Annotated in this window: 15 protein-coding genes and 2 pseudogenes; 9 read left to right on the forward strand and 8 right to left on the reverse strand. The window is 54.6% G+C overall.

What is annotated here, in order from left to right; all coding sequences use genetic code 11:
* Positions 1 to 2: 2 nt before the first annotated feature.
* Entirely contained in the window at positions 3 to 977 is a 975-nt protein-coding gene (locus HB779_RS13185; protein WP_188342829.1) for a heparan-alpha-glucosaminide N-acetyltransferase, read from the reverse strand.
* A 214-nt stretch (positions 978 to 1191) separates the two neighbouring features.
* On the opposite strand from HB779_RS13185, the gene HB779_RS13190 reads away from it, so the two are divergent.
* Positions 1192 to 2391, forward strand: a complete 1200-nt coding sequence (locus HB779_RS13190; RefSeq protein ID WP_188342830.1) for an MFS transporter — start codon at positions 1192 to 1194, stop codon at positions 2389 to 2391.
* On the opposite strand, the gene HB779_RS13195 is transcribed toward HB779_RS13190, so the two are convergent.
* Entirely contained in the window at positions 2386 to 3105 is a 720-nt protein-coding gene (locus HB779_RS13195; protein WP_188342831.1) for a DUF599 domain-containing protein, read from the reverse strand. The two genes, HB779_RS13190 and HB779_RS13195, sit on opposite strands and share 6 nt — an antisense overlap.
* Positions 3106 to 3694: 589 nt before the next feature.
* Here HB779_RS13195 and HB779_RS13200 point away from each other — a divergent pair.
* The 3 genes and pseudogenes from HB779_RS13200 (at position 3695) to HB779_RS13210 (ending at position 7318) form a co-directional block, all read left to right on the forward strand.
* Positions 3695 to 5096 (forward strand): annotated as a pseudogene (locus tag HB779_RS13200) (L-serine ammonia-lyase).
* Between the two features lie 152 nt (positions 5097 to 5248).
* A pseudogene (locus HB779_RS13205) lies at positions 5249 to 6718 on the forward strand (nucleobase:cation symporter-2 family protein); the annotation flags it as partial.
* A 165-nt stretch (positions 6719 to 6883) separates the two neighbouring features.
* Entirely contained in the window at positions 6884 to 7318 is a 435-nt protein-coding gene (locus HB779_RS13210; RefSeq protein WP_188345917.1) for a DUF1489 family protein, read from the forward strand.
* Between the two features lie 15 nt (positions 7319 to 7333).
* Here HB779_RS13210 and HB779_RS13215 read toward each other — a convergent pair whose 3' ends face one another.
* Both HB779_RS13215 and HB779_RS13220 read right to left on the reverse strand, forming a co-directional pair.
* Positions 7334 to 7594, reverse strand: a complete 261-nt coding sequence (locus tag HB779_RS13215) for a hypothetical protein (protein ID WP_188342832.1) — start codon at positions 7592 to 7594, stop codon at positions 7334 to 7336.
* 48 nt (positions 7595 to 7642) lie between these two features.
* A complete protein-coding gene (locus tag HB779_RS13220) occupies positions 7643 to 9025 on the reverse strand; it encodes a D-alanyl-D-alanine carboxypeptidase (RefSeq protein ID WP_188342833.1) in 1383 nt (460 codons plus the stop codon).
* 249 nt (positions 9026 to 9274) lie between these two features.
* On the opposite strand from HB779_RS13220, the gene HB779_RS13225 reads away from it, so the two are divergent.
* The 5 genes from HB779_RS13225 to HB779_RS13245 all read left to right on the forward strand — a co-directional run bounded on the left by HB779_RS13225 (position 9275) and on the right by HB779_RS13245 (position 13816).
* Positions 9275 to 9607, forward strand: a complete 333-nt coding sequence (locus HB779_RS13225; protein WP_188345918.1) for a phasin family protein — start codon at positions 9275 to 9277, stop codon at positions 9605 to 9607.
* A 196-nt stretch (positions 9608 to 9803) separates the two neighbouring features.
* Positions 9804 to 10157, forward strand: a complete 354-nt coding sequence (gene clpS / locus HB779_RS13230; RefSeq protein WP_188345919.1) for an ATP-dependent Clp protease adapter ClpS — start codon at positions 9804 to 9806, stop codon at positions 10155 to 10157.
* A gap of 6 nt (positions 10158 to 10163) precedes the next feature.
* A complete protein-coding gene (gene clpA, locus HB779_RS13235; RefSeq protein WP_188342834.1) occupies positions 10164 to 12641 on the forward strand; it encodes an ATP-dependent Clp protease ATP-binding subunit ClpA in 2478 nt (825 codons plus the stop codon).
* A 66-nt stretch (positions 12642 to 12707) separates the two neighbouring features.
* Positions 12708 to 13472 (forward strand): AzlC family ABC transporter permease, encoded by a 765-nt coding sequence (locus tag HB779_RS13240; RefSeq protein ID WP_188345920.1) that lies wholly within the window; start codon positions 12708 to 12710, stop codon positions 13470 to 13472.
* Positions 13469 to 13816, forward strand: coding sequence for an AzlD domain-containing protein (locus HB779_RS13245; RefSeq protein WP_188342835.1), 348 nt, complete (start codon positions 13469 to 13471; stop codon positions 13814 to 13816). The genes HB779_RS13240 and HB779_RS13245 overlap by 4 nt, the downstream gene beginning before the upstream one ends.
* Positions 13817 to 13819: 3 nt before the next feature.
* Here the strand turns inward: HB779_RS13245 and HB779_RS13250 are convergent, their stop codons facing one another.
* The 4 genes from HB779_RS13250 to HB779_RS13265 form a co-directional block, all read right to left on the reverse strand.
* Positions 13820 to 14251 carry an HIT family protein gene (locus tag HB779_RS13250; protein ID WP_188342836.1) on the reverse strand — a complete coding sequence of 144 codons (432 nt, stop codon included), beginning with the start codon at positions 14249 to 14251 and terminating at the stop codon, positions 13820 to 13822.
* 85 nt (positions 14252 to 14336) lie between these two features.
* Entirely contained in the window at positions 14337 to 15521 is a 1185-nt protein-coding gene (locus tag HB779_RS13255; RefSeq protein WP_188342837.1) for a GNAT family N-acetyltransferase, read from the reverse strand.
* Between the two features lie 118 nt (positions 15522 to 15639).
* The gene (locus tag HB779_RS13260) at positions 15640 to 16359 is read right to left on the reverse strand and encodes a glycerophosphodiester phosphodiesterase (RefSeq protein ID WP_188342838.1); all 720 of its coding nucleotides are present in this window, start codon (positions 16357 to 16359) and stop codon (positions 15640 to 15642) included.
* A gap of 2 nt (positions 16360 to 16361) precedes the next feature.
* Positions 16362 to 16826 (reverse strand): RidA family protein, encoded by a 465-nt coding sequence (locus HB779_RS13265; RefSeq protein ID WP_188342839.1) that lies wholly within the window; start codon positions 16824 to 16826, stop codon positions 16362 to 16364.
* Between the last annotated feature and the right edge of the window lie 16 nt (positions 16827 to 16842).

The raw sequence follows: 16842 nt of genomic DNA on the forward strand, positions 1-16842 counted from the left end.
ACTTAAGGCTGCAGCGCTTCCTGCGAGCACATGCCGATGACATCCTGCACCTGTGGGTCATTGTCCTGACTGCGCTTGCCTGAATAGACGTCATCGAAAAGTTTCTTTGTTTCCAATTGGCTCATTGTGCAGGTGCAGAAGCGTTCACAGAACGCTTTGTCACTCTCCACAGAGCAACTGCGCGTGCATTCACGGTCAAAGACCTCGTGCGGCGTGAGCGTTGCAGGCGGGAAAACGTGTGAGATCAGAAAGACACAGCCGATCAGCACTGGCTGATGGATAAGGTAAAACGCCAGACTGTGGCGGCCGATAAACCGCAATCCGCGATCCAGCCAATCAGGCCGGATACCACCTGAGAAAACATTCATCAGGTTGAAGTGCAAGAGCGTCTTGGCGAGAGCCATACCCGCCAGCGCCGCACCAAACCAAGGAAATATCGGCACATAGTCATTCGAGCGGATGGGTATTTCCGAGAGACCCAATGCCCAGAATACCGGCGCATCGAAGTTTGCTGATGCCAGAAAATGCGGGGCGGCAATGACGGCTGCCGCTGCCACGGCAACGATAAGTGCTGGAAGCCGCAGGAAGAGCAGACCAAGGACACTGGCTGCTGCGATTTCATGCAGGATTCCAAAGAATACAAAGCTGTCAGGGGTAAAATACCGGGTGACCAAAGTAATCGCCAGTGCAGCAACCAAGATCTGCGCAAGGCGAATGCCGAAAGGCCGCCAGCGAACGCCGTTGCGGTGCGCCAGAACGAGGCTGAAACCAACGAGCATCAGGAACGTCGAGGCAATGATACGGGCGTAAAGTTTCCAAAGGCCGTGGCCGGTGGTGCCGGGCTCCATATAGCCGAAGAACTCAAAATCCCAGCCGCTGTGATAGGTGGCCATGGCAATGAGCGCTATGCCGCGCAAAACATCCAGCTTGCCGAGACGGGACTTTGCAGGCGGGGTCAGCGTCTCGGTTTGGCTCATGGCATGGAATCTCTATTGTTATGTGCGCAAGGCTAGGGGAGATGCAAAACAAAATCCATGACCTTTCTTCAGGTCAGTACACGAGTTATTTCGCACTTGTTTCAATAGTTTATATGAAACAGACATATTATGTCGCTGCATTGACTGCTATCCCTTGCGTTAAGCCCGACATTCTCCGGGCACTCAAATCAATACGCTCCCGATAGTCAAACCAGTGATCAATCAAGTTCGTCATCCTATTTGGATCAGCTCGGCCAAACGTCCGACAGCGCGGGTGTTTGCGATCCTGTTCGGCATTGAATCCATGGCGCGAGCGATCATCACCAGTGTCGTGCCGATACAGACCTACGATCTGCTGCAAAGCGAACGCAGCGTCAGCATCCTCTATACAATTATGTCGATGCTTGGGCTGATCGTGACGCTGTCCATTCCGTTGCTTATTGTCCGCATACCACGCCGCTGGGTCTATACGGCCGGGGCGGTGTCTTTGATGCTGGGGTGCGGTGCCTTTGCACTTGATACGGTTCCTGGGCAGGCCGCGGGGCTTTTCCTGCGCACATTTGGCGCCGGAACCCTGTCGATCACGCTCAGCCTCTACATCATGGATCATATCAAACGGGGCGAACTGGTTCGCGCTGAATCCGTGCGTATGGCAACGGCCACCGTCGCATGGACCGCGGGCCCATTCCTTGGTGTATTCCTGTACAGCACGATTGGCATGATCGCGCCTTTCCTTCTGTCAATTGGCTTCTCGCTGTTGCTTCTGACCCTGTTCTGGTACTTTCGGCTCAGTGACAATCCCGCCCTGCAGAAAGGCCCGAGCCGGGCGGCCAATCCCATCGCCAATGTTCGACGATTCATCGCGCAGCCAAGATTGCGGCTGGCTTGGCTGATTGCTTTTTCCCGGTCCTGCTATTGGAGCACATTCTTTGTCTATGGGCCCATTCTGATGGTGGCGACAGGGCAGGGTAAACTCGCCGGCGGGCTGCTCGTATCGTTGGGCAACCTGTTTTTGCTTGGCTCTATCCTGTGGGGCAAGGTTGGCATGGCCAAGGGGCTGATGCGTACCATTTCAGGCGTTTTCCTGCTGCTTGCAACAGCCTTGGCGGGAGCAGGGCTTGCGGGTGAAACGCATCCGATGATTGCGGCAATAATGCTGCTCGCGGGTGCGTTCTTCTGCGTGGCGCTGGACACACTGGCTTCAACGACATTTATCCGTGCGGTGCATCCGCATGAACGGGCGCAGATGACTTCTGTCTACCGGACATATCTCGACTTTTCCGAACTTCTGCCTGCATTTTTCTATTCGATCATTCTCACGTTCTTCGGTCTCGGCGCGATCTTCATCGCGCTCGGAACCTTGATGGTGTTTACGGCGATTGTTGTCTGGCGGTATCTGCCGCGCGGTCTATAAGCCGGAGTTCACGTCGTTGCGCATGAGTGCATCGCGGGCATTTGAGAAGAACTGACGCCGCAGCAGGACAATAGCTACAAGGCTTGTTGTGATCATGAAGAGGATCGGGTCGAGGAACCATCCGAGATAGCCGATGGAAAAGAAGATGCCGCGCAATCCGCTGTTGAAGTGCTGGCCTGCAAGAATGTTGATTTCTGCTGCACGATTGACGGCGAATACGACCTGCGGATCATCCGGCGCCTTGTCGCGCGCCATCGGCACGCCGCCGATCAGGATCGAGCAATAGTTGAACAGCCGGTATGCCCACGCGAATTTGAAAAACGCATAGGCAAACAACACCAGCAATCCGAGCACTTTTGTTTCGAACAATCGCTCCGTGGTTTCGCCTAAAAAAGACAATTCGTGGAAGAGTGTCACCACCCGGCCGGAGGAATTCAACAGACCAAAACAACCGCCGATGGCCAGAATCGACGTTGACGCAAAAAAGCCGGTGCCTTGCTGCAAGCCAATCATGATACTGGTGTCGATCATGCGCAATTCGCGGCTCGACATGGTCGTCATCCATTGCCGCCGGGCCAGGTTCATCTCCGACGTAAGAGAGCGGCGATTGAGAAAGCCGTTGGCAGTCGTATGGGAATAAAGCCCCCAAACGGCGAAAAAATACACCAGTGCCAGAGCATCGAGCCAATAGGAAATATAGGTTACAGATTGCATGCGGCTGTCTCGCTGTTGAAGCAAAGGCTATCGGGCAAAGGTTACTCCGTTTGCAGATTCACTCAACATGAATTTACCCCAATCGTAAACGGGCGGATTGCAAGAAAAATTATATAAGGTGTTGATATTATTGAAGTCATGCGCCGAGCACAATGCTGTTATGCGTGACTATGCCCTGATTTTGCCATGTTTGCCGTTGCGAAGCGGGGCACAGGTGGTTATACCCATTCTCCCAGAGAGGGAGCGTTTGACAAGAATCGTGACCTTCCGAAAGAAACAGGGAAATACAAATTTCATGGACGATAGCGTTCAAAAATCCTGCTGGGGCATTACAGCCTGGGCAGTTCTAGGTTTCGCAGTGATTATGTTGATTACCTATCTCGTGGCCATTCACTGAAGCAAAACAACAGGCTCCCGTTCAGTTGAGCCGGAATAAAGTTCCTTTGTGAGGGTGCAGCGTGTCTGCACCCTTTTTCTTTGGTCTGGCATGTCGTAGAAACGCAAGGTCAGGTCGGTTGCTGGCTGCGGCATTCGCACCAGACCGGCCATTATGTGCCGTATGTAATTTCACCCGTGGAGGTAGCCCTGAATGTTCCTGTCGGTTTTCGATCTTTATAAAATCGGCATTGGTCCTTCCAGTTCCCATACGATGGGCCCGATGACGGCTGCCGGTCAATTCCTTGATGAATTGAAGAGCGGGCAATGGCCGCGCCCGACTGGTGTGAAAGTCGATCGCCTGCGCGTGCACCTGCATGGCTCACTGGCTTTCACGGGAATCGGCCATGCAACCGACCGCGCGGTGATCTCTGGGGCTTTGCGGGCTGCTGCCAGCAACAATTGATCCAAATGCGATGGACACCTTGCTGGAAACGGTGAAACAGGAAAAGCGCATTCGACCTGAAGGGCATCCGATCTATCGCTTCGATCCCGCCACTGATCTGATCATGGATCGTAGAACGCCACTGCCCGGCCATGCCAATGGGATGGCATTCGAAGCCTATGATGCGGATGAACGTCTGTTGCTGCGTCGTATTTTCTATTCCATCGGCGGCGGGTTTGTCGTGACTGAAGAAGAGCTTGAAAGCGCAAAAACCCGGACTGCGCCGAAAGCGGAGAATCCGGTACCGTTTCCGTTCAAGAATGCGGCGCAGATGCTGGCCATGGCTGAGCAAAGCGGGCTTTCCATTGCTGAAATGAAACGACGCAATGAAGAAATGTTCATGAGTCGCGACGACCTGAACACCGGTCTCGATCGTATCTGGTCAGCCATGCGCTCGTGTATTGACCGGGGACTGGAGCAGGAGGGCATCATGCCGGGAGGGCTGAAGGTCAAACGCCGCGCCCGTTATCTGCATGACCGGCTGCAGGAGGAATGGCGGCAGAACCGTATGAATCCTCTGCTCGCCAATGATTGGCTCTCGGTTTACGCCATGGCTGTCAACGAGGAGAATGCTGCAGGTGGGCGCGTTGTGACAGCCCCAACCAATGGTGCCGCTGGCGTTGTTCCGGCCGTGCTGCGTTATTACCTGCATTTCCATGAGGATGCCGATGCCGATGGTATCAGGGACTTTCTGCTGACGTCTGCCGCAGTCGGCGGCGTGATCAAGCACAACGCTTCGATTTCGGGCGCGGAAGTCGGATGTCAGGGCGAAGTCGGATCTGCTTCCGCTATGGCGGCTGCCGGCTTGGCTGCTGTTATGGGCGGCTCTGCCGCGCAAATCGAAAATGCTGCGGAAATCGCGCTTGAACATCATCTGGGCATGACCTGTGATCCTGTGGCGGGGCTCGTGCAGGTTCCGTGTATCGAACGGAATGCGCTTGGAGCGGTCAAGGCTGTCACCGCCGCGTCACTCGCAATCAAAGGCGATGGCACGCATTTTGTGCCGCTGGATGCCTGTATCGAAACGATGCGTCAGACAGGCAGGGACATGAACGAACGCTACAAGGAAACCAGCCTTGGTGGCCTTGCCGTCAATGTGGTTGAATGCTGACGCGATAGTTCGGGCCGTGCCAATACCTGCGCATTGCCGCAAAGACTTTCAATAATTCAGATACAGTCTAATCCCAAAATGGTGCCATAGTTTGCTCCCGCCCGACTGACATTGTTGGTTGGGCTGCACAAAGGTATTGGGAGGACACTACCTTGGCATCAAATCCAATCGGGAATTCACCACAAGAGCGACCTGAAGACGAAAATCTGGGCCTCGGATCCAATATGGCCTACGGCCTGCAACATGTACTGACTATGTATGGCGGGATTATCGCGGTTCCCCTGATTCTGGGTCAGGCTGCAGGACTATCATCATCCGAAATCGGGCAATTGATTACCGCATCGCTATTTGCCGGAGGGTTGGCAACAATCCTGCAAACGATAGGCTTACCGTTCTTTGGCTGCCGCTTGCCGCTCGTTCAGGGCGTATCGTTCTCCGGCGTGGCGACTATGGTCGCCATAACAGGCAATGGCGGCATTGAAGCGGTGCTGGGCGCTGTCATGGTGGCCTCGCTTATCGGACTGCTGATCACGCCGATTTTTTCCAGAATTACCCGGTTTTTTCCGCCATTGGTTACCGGCATCGTGATCACAACCATCGGTCTGACGCTGATGCCGGTTGCGGCGCGCTGGGCAATGGGCGGTAACAGCAAGGCACCGGATTTTGGCAGTATGGCCAATATTCAGCTGGCGGCGATGACTTTGGTCATTGTCCTTCTGCTCAGCAAGGTCGGCAGTGCACGAATTTCACGGCTTTCCATCTTGTTAGCCATCGTCATCGGGACGTTGATCGCCTTGGCGCTTGGAATGACTGATTTTTCAAAAGTCAGCGAAGGACCGTTTATCGCGCTGCCATCTATTTTCCAGTGGGGGTATCCGACCTTTCATATCGCGGCGATTGTTTCGATGTTCATCGTCATTATGGTGACCCTTGTCGAAACATCAGCTGATATTCTGGCGGTGGGAGAGATCATTGAAACCAAGGTCGACTCAAGCCGCCTCGGTGATGGTCTGCGCGCTGATATGCTTTCCAGTATGATCGCCCCGGTCTTCGGCTCATTCACGCAAAGCGCATTTGCCCAGAACGTCGGACTGGTTGCGGTCACCGGTATCAAAAGCCGCTATGTCGTGGCGACAGGCGGGGTTTTTCTTGTCGCCCTTGGCTTGCTGCCTGTGATGGGCCGTATCGTCGCTGCCGTGCCCAGTGCTGTTCTTGGCGGTGCAGGCATAGTCCTGTTCGGTGCAGTGGCTGCCAGCGGCATCCGGACGCTGTCCAAGGTGGATTACAGCAACAATATGAACCTTATCATTGTGGCGACGTCGCTTGGCTTCGGCATGATAACCATCGCCTCGCCGGGCTTTTATGATCATTTTCCGGTCTGGTTTGCCACCATCTTCCATTCGGGCATCAGTTCGGCTGCCGTCATGGCGATTGTGTTAAACCTCGTGTTCAACCATCTGACGGCTGGAAACTCGGATCAGCAATCGGTTTTCGTCGCCGGAACAGAACGAACCTTGCGCTATCAGGATATCGCGCAGTTGCACGACGGCGATTATTTCCTCAACGGCAAGCTGTACGATGCGAAAGGTGTTGAAGTGCCTGTTGAGGTGCCGGAAAGCCACTCCACGTCTTCGGCACGGCGGCCGGGACCATCGACACTGGCGGCTGCCACAGGACACAGTTGAGCAACGACAGCGAATGGCGCTGCATGCGCCGTTCGCTACGGGTTTGTGGAGAAGCGGTGCGATATGGTTGACGTTACAACCGGAAAGCGTCAAATCTCTACGATGGCTCTCAATCTCGTCAAACTTTGCGTCGGCTGCACAGCGATCGAAGATCTCGTCGCGTGGATCGACTTTCGTCTCGACGAACGCAGGCGCGCCGGACTTTCCGCGGAGCAGTTTCATACAACACGTATGGTGCCCAAACGCGGCGAGGAATTGCTCGCAGGCGGTTCGCTCTATTGGGTGATCAAGGGCAATATCCAGTGCCGTCAGGTTTTGACCGACATTCGCACCTTTACCGACAATGAGGGTATATCACGCTGTCATCTGGTGCTGGACCCGCGGGTAATAGCCACGGAATGGCAACCCCGCCGTGCTTTCCAGGGATGGCGCTATCTTACAAGTGACGATGTGCCGCCAGATGAAGGCCAAGGTAGGGGCAGGGCCAAACTGCCACCCGAGCTACGCAATGAGCTTGCGTCCCTGGGGCTGCTCTAACCAACCCGGCCATGATCAGGAAATACGCAGCCTGACTGCCGAGACGCCGTTGTGATTGTTTGAACGGATGCGGAGGGTCACAGGAGGCATTGCCGCACGCCGTGTTCTGGCCGCCTGGCACAACAGCACATTCACCAGATCCATGGTCTTGAATGCAGAATTGCCCCGCCGCAGATCAGCGATACGCTGGGCCGCTTGCTGTAGGGCGTATACACCCCCGAACAGTGAACGGGATTCTTTGGCAACGGGGCCGTGGTAGTCGTTTACACTAGACATTCGCAAAACCCTCTACTCGGTACATCCGGGTCTTTCGGATCAGTAGCTTTACGATTGCGGCGCAATCGCGAAGCAGTTGAAATTTTGGCGCTTGAGAGCAACACAGGCACTGTTTGCAGCCTTGGCCGATGCAATGCCGGTGAAGCGGGCCCGGTAATAGGTCGCTGAGCCCTTCTGGAATTTTTCGGTATAGGTGGACAAAGAAGCAACAGGACCGCCCACTTCTGATGCTGCGCGCGCCAGAATGGCTTTGGCTTCGTCCGTGCTTCCCATCGATCCAATCTGGATCATCCAGCCGCTTGCGGAACTCTGACCTGATGCGGAAGCGGTGGTAACCGGATCAACATCGTTTTCGTCTTCGGCGTCAGCAACCTGGACCCGTGCTGTCGGGGTGGGAACTGTGAGGATTTGCGCGGTGGGGGACGATGGTGTGGCTGCCGCATAGGCCGTCACGACATTGCTGGTCTTTGCCACCACTTCTTCGCGCTGAATGGGCATAGGTGCGTCATCATCTTCCGGCAGATCTACTGCAGCAACCTGAACTTTGCTGTTCTTGCGCGATGCTAGGAGATTGCCGCCGTTGCGGCGGGATGCGCCGGGAAGATATTGTTCAATCAGCTTGGCCATCTGTGCATCGCGCGCACCGCCACTGGTTCCACCCATGACTACGGCTACCATTTTCTTGCCATCGACATTGACCGAGGAAACAAGATTGAAGCCTGAGTCGCGCGTGTAACCGGTCTTGATGCCATCCACACCGCGCACCTTGCCCAGAAGCCGGTTATGACCAGCGATCCGGCGGCCGCGATAGCTGAAGCTGCGCGCGGAGAAATAATCATAATATTGCGGAAAATGTTCACGCAGCGCGATGCCAAGGATAGCCAGATCGCGTGCAGAGGAATGCTGCTGCGGATTGGGAAGTCCCGATGCATTGCGGAATGTGGTGTTGCGCATGCCAAGCTGGCGCGCCTTGTTGGTCATCATCTGCGCAAAGCGCTGTTCTGATCCGCCAAGAAATTCGCCGATTGCGGTTGCCGAGTCGTTTGCCGATTTCGTGATGATGGAGAGAATCGCTGCCTCTGCACTGATAGTCTGACCGGGCTTGAAGCCGATTTTTGTCGGGGGCTGCGCTGCGGCATAGGCTGAAACAGGTATCGGTGTCGATTTGGATACTTTGCCCGAGTCCATCGCCTCAAAGAGCATGTAAAGCGTCATCATCTTCGTGAGCGACGCAGGAAAACGCTGTGCATCGGCATTGGATGAATACAGCGTCTTGCCGGTGTTGGCATCAACGACAACGGCCGACGCCTTACTTGCCGCCGACGCGGACGGCGTCTCGATCAAACTTATTCCGGAAGCGAGCGTCAAAGCCAGAAAGGCATGCGTTAGTTTGGTAAAAAGTCTGGAACCTTGGCCGGCTGGATAAAGCACAATCAACACCTGCTCATACGAAGCGTATAATGGAATTCAACTGACGGCAAAGAAGCCTCAGATACGGATGTCGAGACTTTAGCTGCAACAGCGTTACCAAACTGTTTATGGTAACCGGAAAGTTCACACATTAGGTGGCATTTGGTTTCAAAGTTAATGAAATATTGCAGTGCACAATATTATTGACTTTTTGTGCAGCGCACCCTAAATGACGGCCAAGAGGAAATTCAATTTGTGAAAGGACCTGTCATGGCCAATCCGTTCGAAACTCTGAATGAATCCAGCAAAGAATTTGTCAACAATTCCCTGAAGAGCGTCAATGTTCTTTCGCAGGGCTTGCAGACAATCGCCAATGAAGCAGCTGCGTACTCGAAGAAGTCCCTCGAGGAAGGCACAGCATTGGTTGAAAAGCTGGGCGCGACCAAGTCGGTAGAACAGCTTTACGAAACGCACACCGCGTTTTCGAAGAAGGCCTACGAGGCATTTGTTGCTCAGGCAACCAAGTTCGGCGAACTCTATGCTGATCTCGCCAAGGAAGCCTACAAGCCTTACGAGGCTGCCGTGGCCAAGGTCACAAAATAAATCCAGTCGCTTTTCTGGCGTAAATAAGGTCCGGTTGCCCGCGCAACCGGACTTTTTTTGTTTCTGTACATCAAATCGCACTGTGCAGCGGCAAGTTGATATTGCATGCTTCGGGAGAGGGCTTAAAATTGACGCGTTGCGACCTACATAGGATACACAGGGCAACTCACGACACGAAATGCGGGTACTGGAAGAGATGAAGCGGTTTGCACCCATAATGCAGGATGACGACAAAGGCAGCGGCAATGGCCCCGGCCGGGGAACGGCTGTCATCACAAGAACCAAGCCTAAACTGAAGAAACCGAGTCTTTACCGGGTGTTGCTCCTGAATGACGATTACACTCCCATGGAATTCGTCATTCATGTTCTGGAACGTTTTTTCCAGAAGAACAAAGAAGATGCCACGCGCATCATGCTTCATGTGCATAATCATGGGGTAGGCGAATGTGGTGTCTTTACCTATGAGGTCGCCGAGTCCAAGATGACCCAAGTCATGGACTATGCGCGGCAAAACCAACATCCGCTGCAATGCGTGATGGAGAAAAAGTGAGGTTTCATGCCATCCTTCTCACCTAGTCTGGAGCGAGCCCTCCACCAGGCGCTGACAATCGCGAACGAGCATCATCATGAATATGCAACGCTGGAGCATTTGCTCCTTGCATTGATCGATGATCAGGATGCGAGCAGTGTCATGCGCGCCTGCAATGTTGACCTCGCACAGTTGACGCGCACCGTGACCGATTATGTCGATCACGAGCTGGATAACCTTGTCACCGGGTATGACGAGGATTCAAAGCCGACTGCCGCGTTCCAGCGCGTCATCCAGCGTGCCGTTATCCACGTCCAATCCTCCAACCGTGAAGAAGTGACCGGGGCCAATGTCCTTGTCGCTATTTTCGCCGAGCGGGAAAGCCATGCGGCATTCTTCCTGCAGGAACAGCAGATGACCCGCTATGACGCGGTCAACTATATCTCGCACGGGATTTCGAAGCGTCCAGGCGCATCGGAGCCACGCACCCCGCTGGGTGCCGAGAGCAACAATGAAGAAAACCACGCGCCCGAGTCGGAAGAGGGTGGCGCAACGAAGAAGAAGCAGGACGCACTGACGGCTTACTGCAACAACCTGAATGACCGGGCGAAAGCGGGCAAGATCGATCCATTGATCGGCCGTGATCAGGAGATCAACCGGACTATTCAGATTCTGTGCCGCCGCTCGAAGAACAATCCGCTCTATGTCGGTGATCCCGGTGTTGGCAAGACTGCCATCGCCGAAGGTCTCGCCAAGCGTATTGTCGAAGGCAAGGTTCCGTCCGTATTGGCCGATGCCACAGTGTTTTCGCTGGATATGGGCACGTTGCTTGCCGGTACACGCTATCGCGGTGATTTCGAAGAACGCCTGAAGCAGGTCATCAAGGAGCTCGAGGAGTTCCCAGGTGCGATCCTGTTCATCGACGAGATTCACACCATCATCGGTGCGGGTGCAACGTCAGGTGGCGCAATGGATGCGTCGAACCTTCTGAAGCCGGCTCTGTCTTCGGGTGCGATTCGTTGCATCGGTTCAACGACATACAAGGAATTCCGCCAGTTCTTTGAAAAGGACAGGGCGCTTGTTCGCCGCTTCCAGAAAATTGATGTCAACGAGCCATCCATCCCGGATGCCATTGAGATCATGAAGGGTCTTCGCCCGTATTTCGAAGACTTCCATAAGGTCAAGTACACTGTGGAAGCCATTAAATCGGCTGTGGAACTGTCAGCGCGCTATATCAACGACCGCAAGTTGCCGGACAAGGCAATCGATGTGATCGACGAAACAGGTGCCAGCCAGATGCTGTTGCCTGAGTCGAAGCGCAAGAAGTCGATTGGCGTCAAAGAAATCGAGGCAACGATTGCCACGATGGCCCGCATCCCGCCAAAGACTGTCTCCAAGGATGACGAAGCCGTTCTGTCCAATCTTGAGGCTGAACTGAAGCGCGTTGTTTACGGTCAGGATCTGGCCATCGAAGCGCTGTCATCGTCGATCAAACTGGCACGTGCTGGTCTGCGTGAACCGGAAAAGCCAATCGGCTCTTACCTGTTCTCCGGTCCTACCGGCGTAGGCAAGACCGAAGTGGCCAAGCAGCTCGCGCTGTCGCTCGGCGTGGAACTCCTGCGTTTTGACATGTCCGAATATATGGAGCGTCACACGGTATCGCGTTTGCTTGGTGCACCTCCCGGCTATGTCGGTTTCGATCAGGGGGGGCTTCTGACCGACGGCGTTGATCAGCATCCGCATTGCGTGCTGCTGCTCGATGAAATCGAGAAGGCGCATCCGGATCTGTTCAACATCCTGTTGCAGGTCATGGATCACGGCAAGCTGACCGACCATAACGGCAAGCAGATCGATTTCCGCAATGTCATTCTAATTATGACAACCAATGCGGGTGCTTCGGATGCTGCACGGTCGGCGATCGGTTTCGGTTCTTCCCGTCGTGAAGGCGACGATATGGAAGCGATCAACCGGTTGTTCACACCGGAATTCCGCAACCGTCTCGATGCGATCATTCCATTCGGTCCTTTGCCGGTTCCGGTTATTCATCAGGTGGTGCAGAAGTTCGTCATTCAGCTTGAAGCCCAGTTGGCTGATCGCGGCGTGACCTTCGATCTGAAGCCTGAGGCAATCGCCTGGCTGGCTGAAAAAGGCTACGATGATCGCATGGGTGCCCGTCCGCTTGGCCGTGTCATTCAGGAGTACATCAAGAAGCCTCTGGCTGATGAAGTGCTCTTCGGCAGGCTGAAGAAGGGTGGCACGGTTGTTGTCTCGGTTGCCGAGAAGACCGATGGTTCGAAGGGTCTTGTTCTCGATTACATCGCCGACGAAGTCGTGGTGAAGCCGAAGAAAGAGATCGCGGTCGAGAAAAAACCGGTTGCGAAGAAGAAGCCAGCGCCGAAAAAGCCTGTACTCGAGAAAGCGTCGGCTGGACCGTCGGTTTTTGATGAGCCTGCACCGCCTTCGCGTGGCAAGGCTTCGGTACCCAAGGTACCGCGCAAGAAGTAATCAGAAGGCCGCCTCCGGGCGGCCTTTTTCTTGCTGGCACCGCCGCTTCGGGTTATCGATGATGGCATGGCCGATTCCGCACTTTCTCCGCCGCAAGATCAGGATGATGACGATCTGAAAACCAGATTTTCCTGGTTTCTTTCAGGGGTATCTGGAATCATCAGCGTACCTGCTTTCATTCTCATGACGGCACATGTCGGCTTTGCCGGTTTTGCCAGCGAGAATGGCGTGTCTTTGTTACAGGCGTCGTTCATGGTGGCGACGATCTGGGCATTGCCAGCCAATATTGTCCTTATTGGCGCGATCTCAGGAGGCTATTCGCTTGTGGGAGCCGCCATTGCGGTGGCTCTGTCGTCAATCCGGCTGATGCCGATGGTTGCAGCGTTCATTCCGGAATTGCGTGGGCCGAAAACACGTAAAATTACGCTGCTTTTGCTGTGCCATTTTATTGCTGTGACCGCGTGGGTTATGGGGATGGAGCGCTTTCAACACATTCCCCGCAATATGCGCACCAGCTATTTTGCCGGTCTTGGAATGACGCTGACATTGACCAATTCCCTGGTCGTGGCGCTCGTCTATTTTCTCTCGACTGACTTTCCGCCCATCGTCTTTGCAGCGCTGTTCTTCCTGACACCGATGTATTTCCTGACATCGTTATGGGGGTCAGCGCGTGATCGCTCGATTCATGTGGCCATGGTTTCCGGATTGCTGCTGTTTCCGCTGATCCATCACCTTGCACCAGCCTATGACCTGCTGCTGACCGGTTTTGCCGGAGGGATCGTTACAATGGCCTATGTGCGATGGGCCAAGGCGAGGGGGCAGGCGGCATGACGTGGCATAGCCTGACGGACTGGTGGTGGCCGTACCTCTTCATCCTGCTCGCCGGATGGCTCCCTACCGATATCTGGCGCTATCTCGGCGTACTGATTGGCGGCCGAGTGCGCGAAGATCTGGAGGCGCTCATTGCTGTTCGCGCTGTTGCGACAGCGCTTGTTGCCGGAGTGATTGCGCAATTGATCCTGTATCCCAGCGGATCGCTGGCCGAATCGTCGGTTTTTCTGCGTATTGGCGCGGCGGCTGTCGGGTTCGTGGCATATCTACGTCTCGGTCGTCATGTGATCGTCAGTGTGATTGCGGCCGAGATTGTATTGATTGCCGGTCTGCTGTTTTCCTGAGTTTCAAAGGCTGGCCAATGCCTGCCGGATCTTCTCTGCATTGGCGGCGAGAACGCCCTGATCTTCCATCTGTCCCGTATGCGGTTTCAAGGCAATGCCGTCGAAGCGTGGAATGATGTGAAAGTGCAGGTGAAATACGGTCTGGCCTGCGGCAGGCTCGTTGAATTGTATCACAGTGACGCCATCGGCATCGAAAGCCGCTTTTACCGCACGTGCCAGTTTCTGTGTGGTGGCAATGACTGCCGCCAGACTATCCGGCGCAACATCCAGAATATTGCGCGAAGGTAATTTGGGAATGACCAGACAGTGACCATTACCCTGCGGCATGACATCCATGAAAGCGTAAGTGTCGGCATCTTCATAGAGCTTGTGGGATGGAATCTCACCACGAAGGATTTTGGCAAACACATTGTTGTCTTCGTAGGGCTGGCTCATAAGGCACCTGTCTGTTCTGTCGAATGAACCCGATGTTTCGCCATCAGAGACGCGAAGGTCAAGCCGTGTGGATCAAAAGATGCCCTCAGCAATCAGATTTTTTGAACGGTGCGTGCTCATTCAGAATCTCGCTCATTTGGGCGACGTCGTTGCGCTCGTGTTTCAGAAAGTCAGCGACAGCGCGGCGCAGGCCCTCGTGTGCAATGTAGTGGGCAGAATGGGTCGTAACTGGCAGATAGCCCCGCGCCAGCTTGTGTTCACCCTGCGCGCCTGCCTCCACTACCTTCAGTTTGCGTTCAATGGCGAAATCGATGGCCTGATGGTAGCAAACCTCGAAATGCAGGAAGCGATGATCTTCGATGCAGCCCCAATGCCGGCCAAAAAGCCGGTCTGAACCGATAAAATTGATCGCCCCGGCAATATAGCGGCCGTCGCGCTTTGCCATTATCAACACAATATCGTCAGGCATACGCTCGCCGATGAGCCGGTAGAACGCGCGGTTGAGATAGGGCTGACCCCATTTGCGATTGCCCGTGTCCGTATAGAATGTATAGAAATCATCCCACACGGCCTCTGTCAGGGCGCTGCCTGTCAGTCGGTCAATGGTGATATCGTTGGCCAGCGCTTCGCGCCGTTCGCGTTTTAACGCCTTGCGCTTGCGTGCCGCCAGACTTTCCAGAAAATCATCATATGTTTCATAGCCTTTATTGAAGAAGTGAAACTGTTGATCGATGCGGTGCAGGAAGCCAGCTTCATCGAATGCTGGTAAATCATCCGAATTGACGAACGTTGAATGTGCTGATGAAACACCAAGCTGTCCGGTCAATTGCCGCAGTCCATTGGCAAGTGCGGCGCGCACGGCGGCGCCGTCCCAGTTGCGATGGACAAGCAGACGAGGGCCTGTTGCAGGGGTGAATGGGATACTGGCCTGCAGTTTCGGATAGTACCGGCCACCGGCGCGCTCAAAAGCATCGGCCCAGCCGTGGTCGAAGACATACTCGCCCTGGCTGTGACCCTTCAGATAACAAGGAACTGCTCCGATGACGGCACCGGTCGCATCTTCAAGGCGTAAAAACTGTGGCAGCCAGCCGGATTTACGGGCAACGCAGCCGGAATCTTCGAGTGATGATAGAAATGCTTGAGAAAGAAATGGATTGTAATCCGGCGCATCTCTTGATGTCCCGGTCAGTTTTGACCATTCCTCCGGCGTAAACGCGCCGATGCCGTCGCCAACGCGCAAGGTGAACTCGCCCTGATCAAGATTTGGCATTGGTGAATTTGGCTTCCTGACGTTGCCGGCAGGACGATGAACACGTCGCTGCCCCTTGGTCTAAGCTAGGTATTTCACCCGGCGATACAAGAGGCAATAATGTGGAACATCCGCGGCATTAGGCGGTTCGCGGATCGAACCCTTCAAAGGTGATTTGATTCACATGGGCATCGCTCTTCGCCTTGTCATCAGGGCTGCGCACCGTCCATGAAATGACCGGGAGGTCAAGCTTGCCTCGCACAAACGCGACGAAATGATTTTCGAGGTGATGGACATTGTACGAGACAAAATCGATATCATAGGCAAGCATGGAAAAATGCGCTTCGAGATCGCTGTCTTTCAACCCTTCAGCAGTCAACCCGGCCGGTATGCCCGGAGCATCTTTGCCGAACAAGCGGATGAGGTGGTGATCGAAGGACATAATCGCAGCATCGCCTTCATAACCGGCTAAATCCCTGGCAACAGCTTTAACGAGACCGTCATCGCGGCCGGGAATGCCTTTGAGTTCAATGATAATGGGAACCCGGCCAGCAATCAGCCGGAGCGCTTCGGCCAATGTAGGCACGTGATCTTTTGTACCACCCACCCGTAACGCCGCTGCCGCAGCGACGGTCATGTCATGAATGTTGCCCGGCTTGCCAACAAGCCGGTCCAGTGTTCCATCGTGAAAGACCAGCGCTTCCCCGTCAGCCGAAAGATGAACGTCGCATTCGATGGCAAATCCGGCACTTGCTGCGGCATCAAAAGCCGAAAGGGTGTTTTCCCACCGGATTTTATTGAGATCATGCAATCCGCGATGGGCAATCGGAGCTTTTGCGAGCCAATCAGGAGAAGGCATGATTACTTGACCTCAATGATGGCTTCGATTTCGACCGGTGCGTTCAGCGGCAGGGACGCTGTGCCGACGGCAGATCGCGCGTGGCGGCCAGTATCGCCCAGCACGGCAACCAACAGATCAGATGCACCATTGGCAACAAGATGCTGTTCAGTGAAATCAGGCTTCGACGCCACAAATACGGTGATTTTGACGATGCGGGCAATCTTTTCCAGATCGCCAAGCGCAGCCTTGGCTTGCGCAAGAATATTGATGGCACAGGCCTTGGCGGCTTCCTGCCCCTGCGCAACGGTCAATTCACCACCCAATAAACCGGTGTGGATGAGTTTTCCTGCAGCCAATGGCAACTGACCTGAAGTCAGCAGCCATGAGCCGCTTTGAGCAAACGGAACGTAGTTTGCGGCGGGTGCCGCTGCGACCGGGAGAGTGATTCCAAGCTCGCTCAGGCGGCTTTCGATGGTATTGGTCATGGGCTTTCCTGTCCTT

It is taken from the genome of Phyllobacterium sp. 628 (assembly GCF_014189505.1).
GTDB lineage: Bacteria > Pseudomonadota > Alphaproteobacteria > Rhizobiales > Rhizobiaceae > Phyllobacterium.

Bases quoted from the DNA above. Each gene is read 5' to 3' on its own strand.
- HB779_RS13185 (WP_188342829.1), bottom strand. From the start codon at position 977: ATGAGCCAAACCGAGACGCTGACCCCGCCTGCAAAGTCCCGTCTCGGC.
- HB779_RS13195 (WP_188342831.1), bottom strand. From the start codon at position 3,105: ATGCAATCTGTAACCTATATTTCCTATTGGCTCGATGCTCTGGCACTG.
- HB779_RS13210 (WP_188345917.1), top strand. From the start codon at position 6,884: ATGGCTCTCAATCTCGTCAAACTTTGCGTCGGCTGCACAGCGATCGAA.
- HB779_RS13215 (WP_188342832.1), bottom strand. From the start codon at position 7,594: ATGTCTAGTGTAAACGACTACCACGGCCCCGTTGCCAAAGAATCCCGT.
- HB779_RS13225 (WP_188345918.1), top strand. From the start codon at position 9,275: ATGGCCAATCCGTTCGAAACTCTGAATGAATCCAGCAAAGAATTTGTC.
- clpS (WP_188345919.1), top strand. From the start codon at position 9,804: ATGAAGCGGTTTGCACCCATAATGCAGGATGACGACAAAGGCAGCGGC.
- clpA (WP_188342834.1), top strand. From the start codon at position 10,164: ATGCCATCCTTCTCACCTAGTCTGGAGCGAGCCCTCCACCAGGCGCTG.
- HB779_RS13240 (WP_188345920.1), top strand. From the start codon at position 12,708: ATGGCCGATTCCGCACTTTCTCCGCCGCAAGATCAGGATGATGACGAT.
- HB779_RS13245 (WP_188342835.1), top strand. From the start codon at position 13,469: ATGACGTGGCATAGCCTGACGGACTGGTGGTGGCCGTACCTCTTCATC.
- HB779_RS13250 (WP_188342836.1), bottom strand. From the start codon at position 14,251: ATGAGCCAGCCCTACGAAGACAACAATGTGTTTGCCAAAATCCTTCGT.
- HB779_RS13255 (WP_188342837.1), bottom strand. From the start codon at position 15,521: ATGCCAAATCTTGATCAGGGCGAGTTCACCTTGCGCGTTGGCGACGGC.
- HB779_RS13260 (WP_188342838.1), bottom strand. From the start codon at position 16,359: ATGCCTTCTCCTGATTGGCTCGCAAAAGCTCCGATTGCCCATCGCGGA.
- HB779_RS13265 (WP_188342839.1), bottom strand. From the start codon at position 16,826: ATGACCAATACCATCGAAAGCCGCCTGAGCGAGCTTGGAATCACTCTC.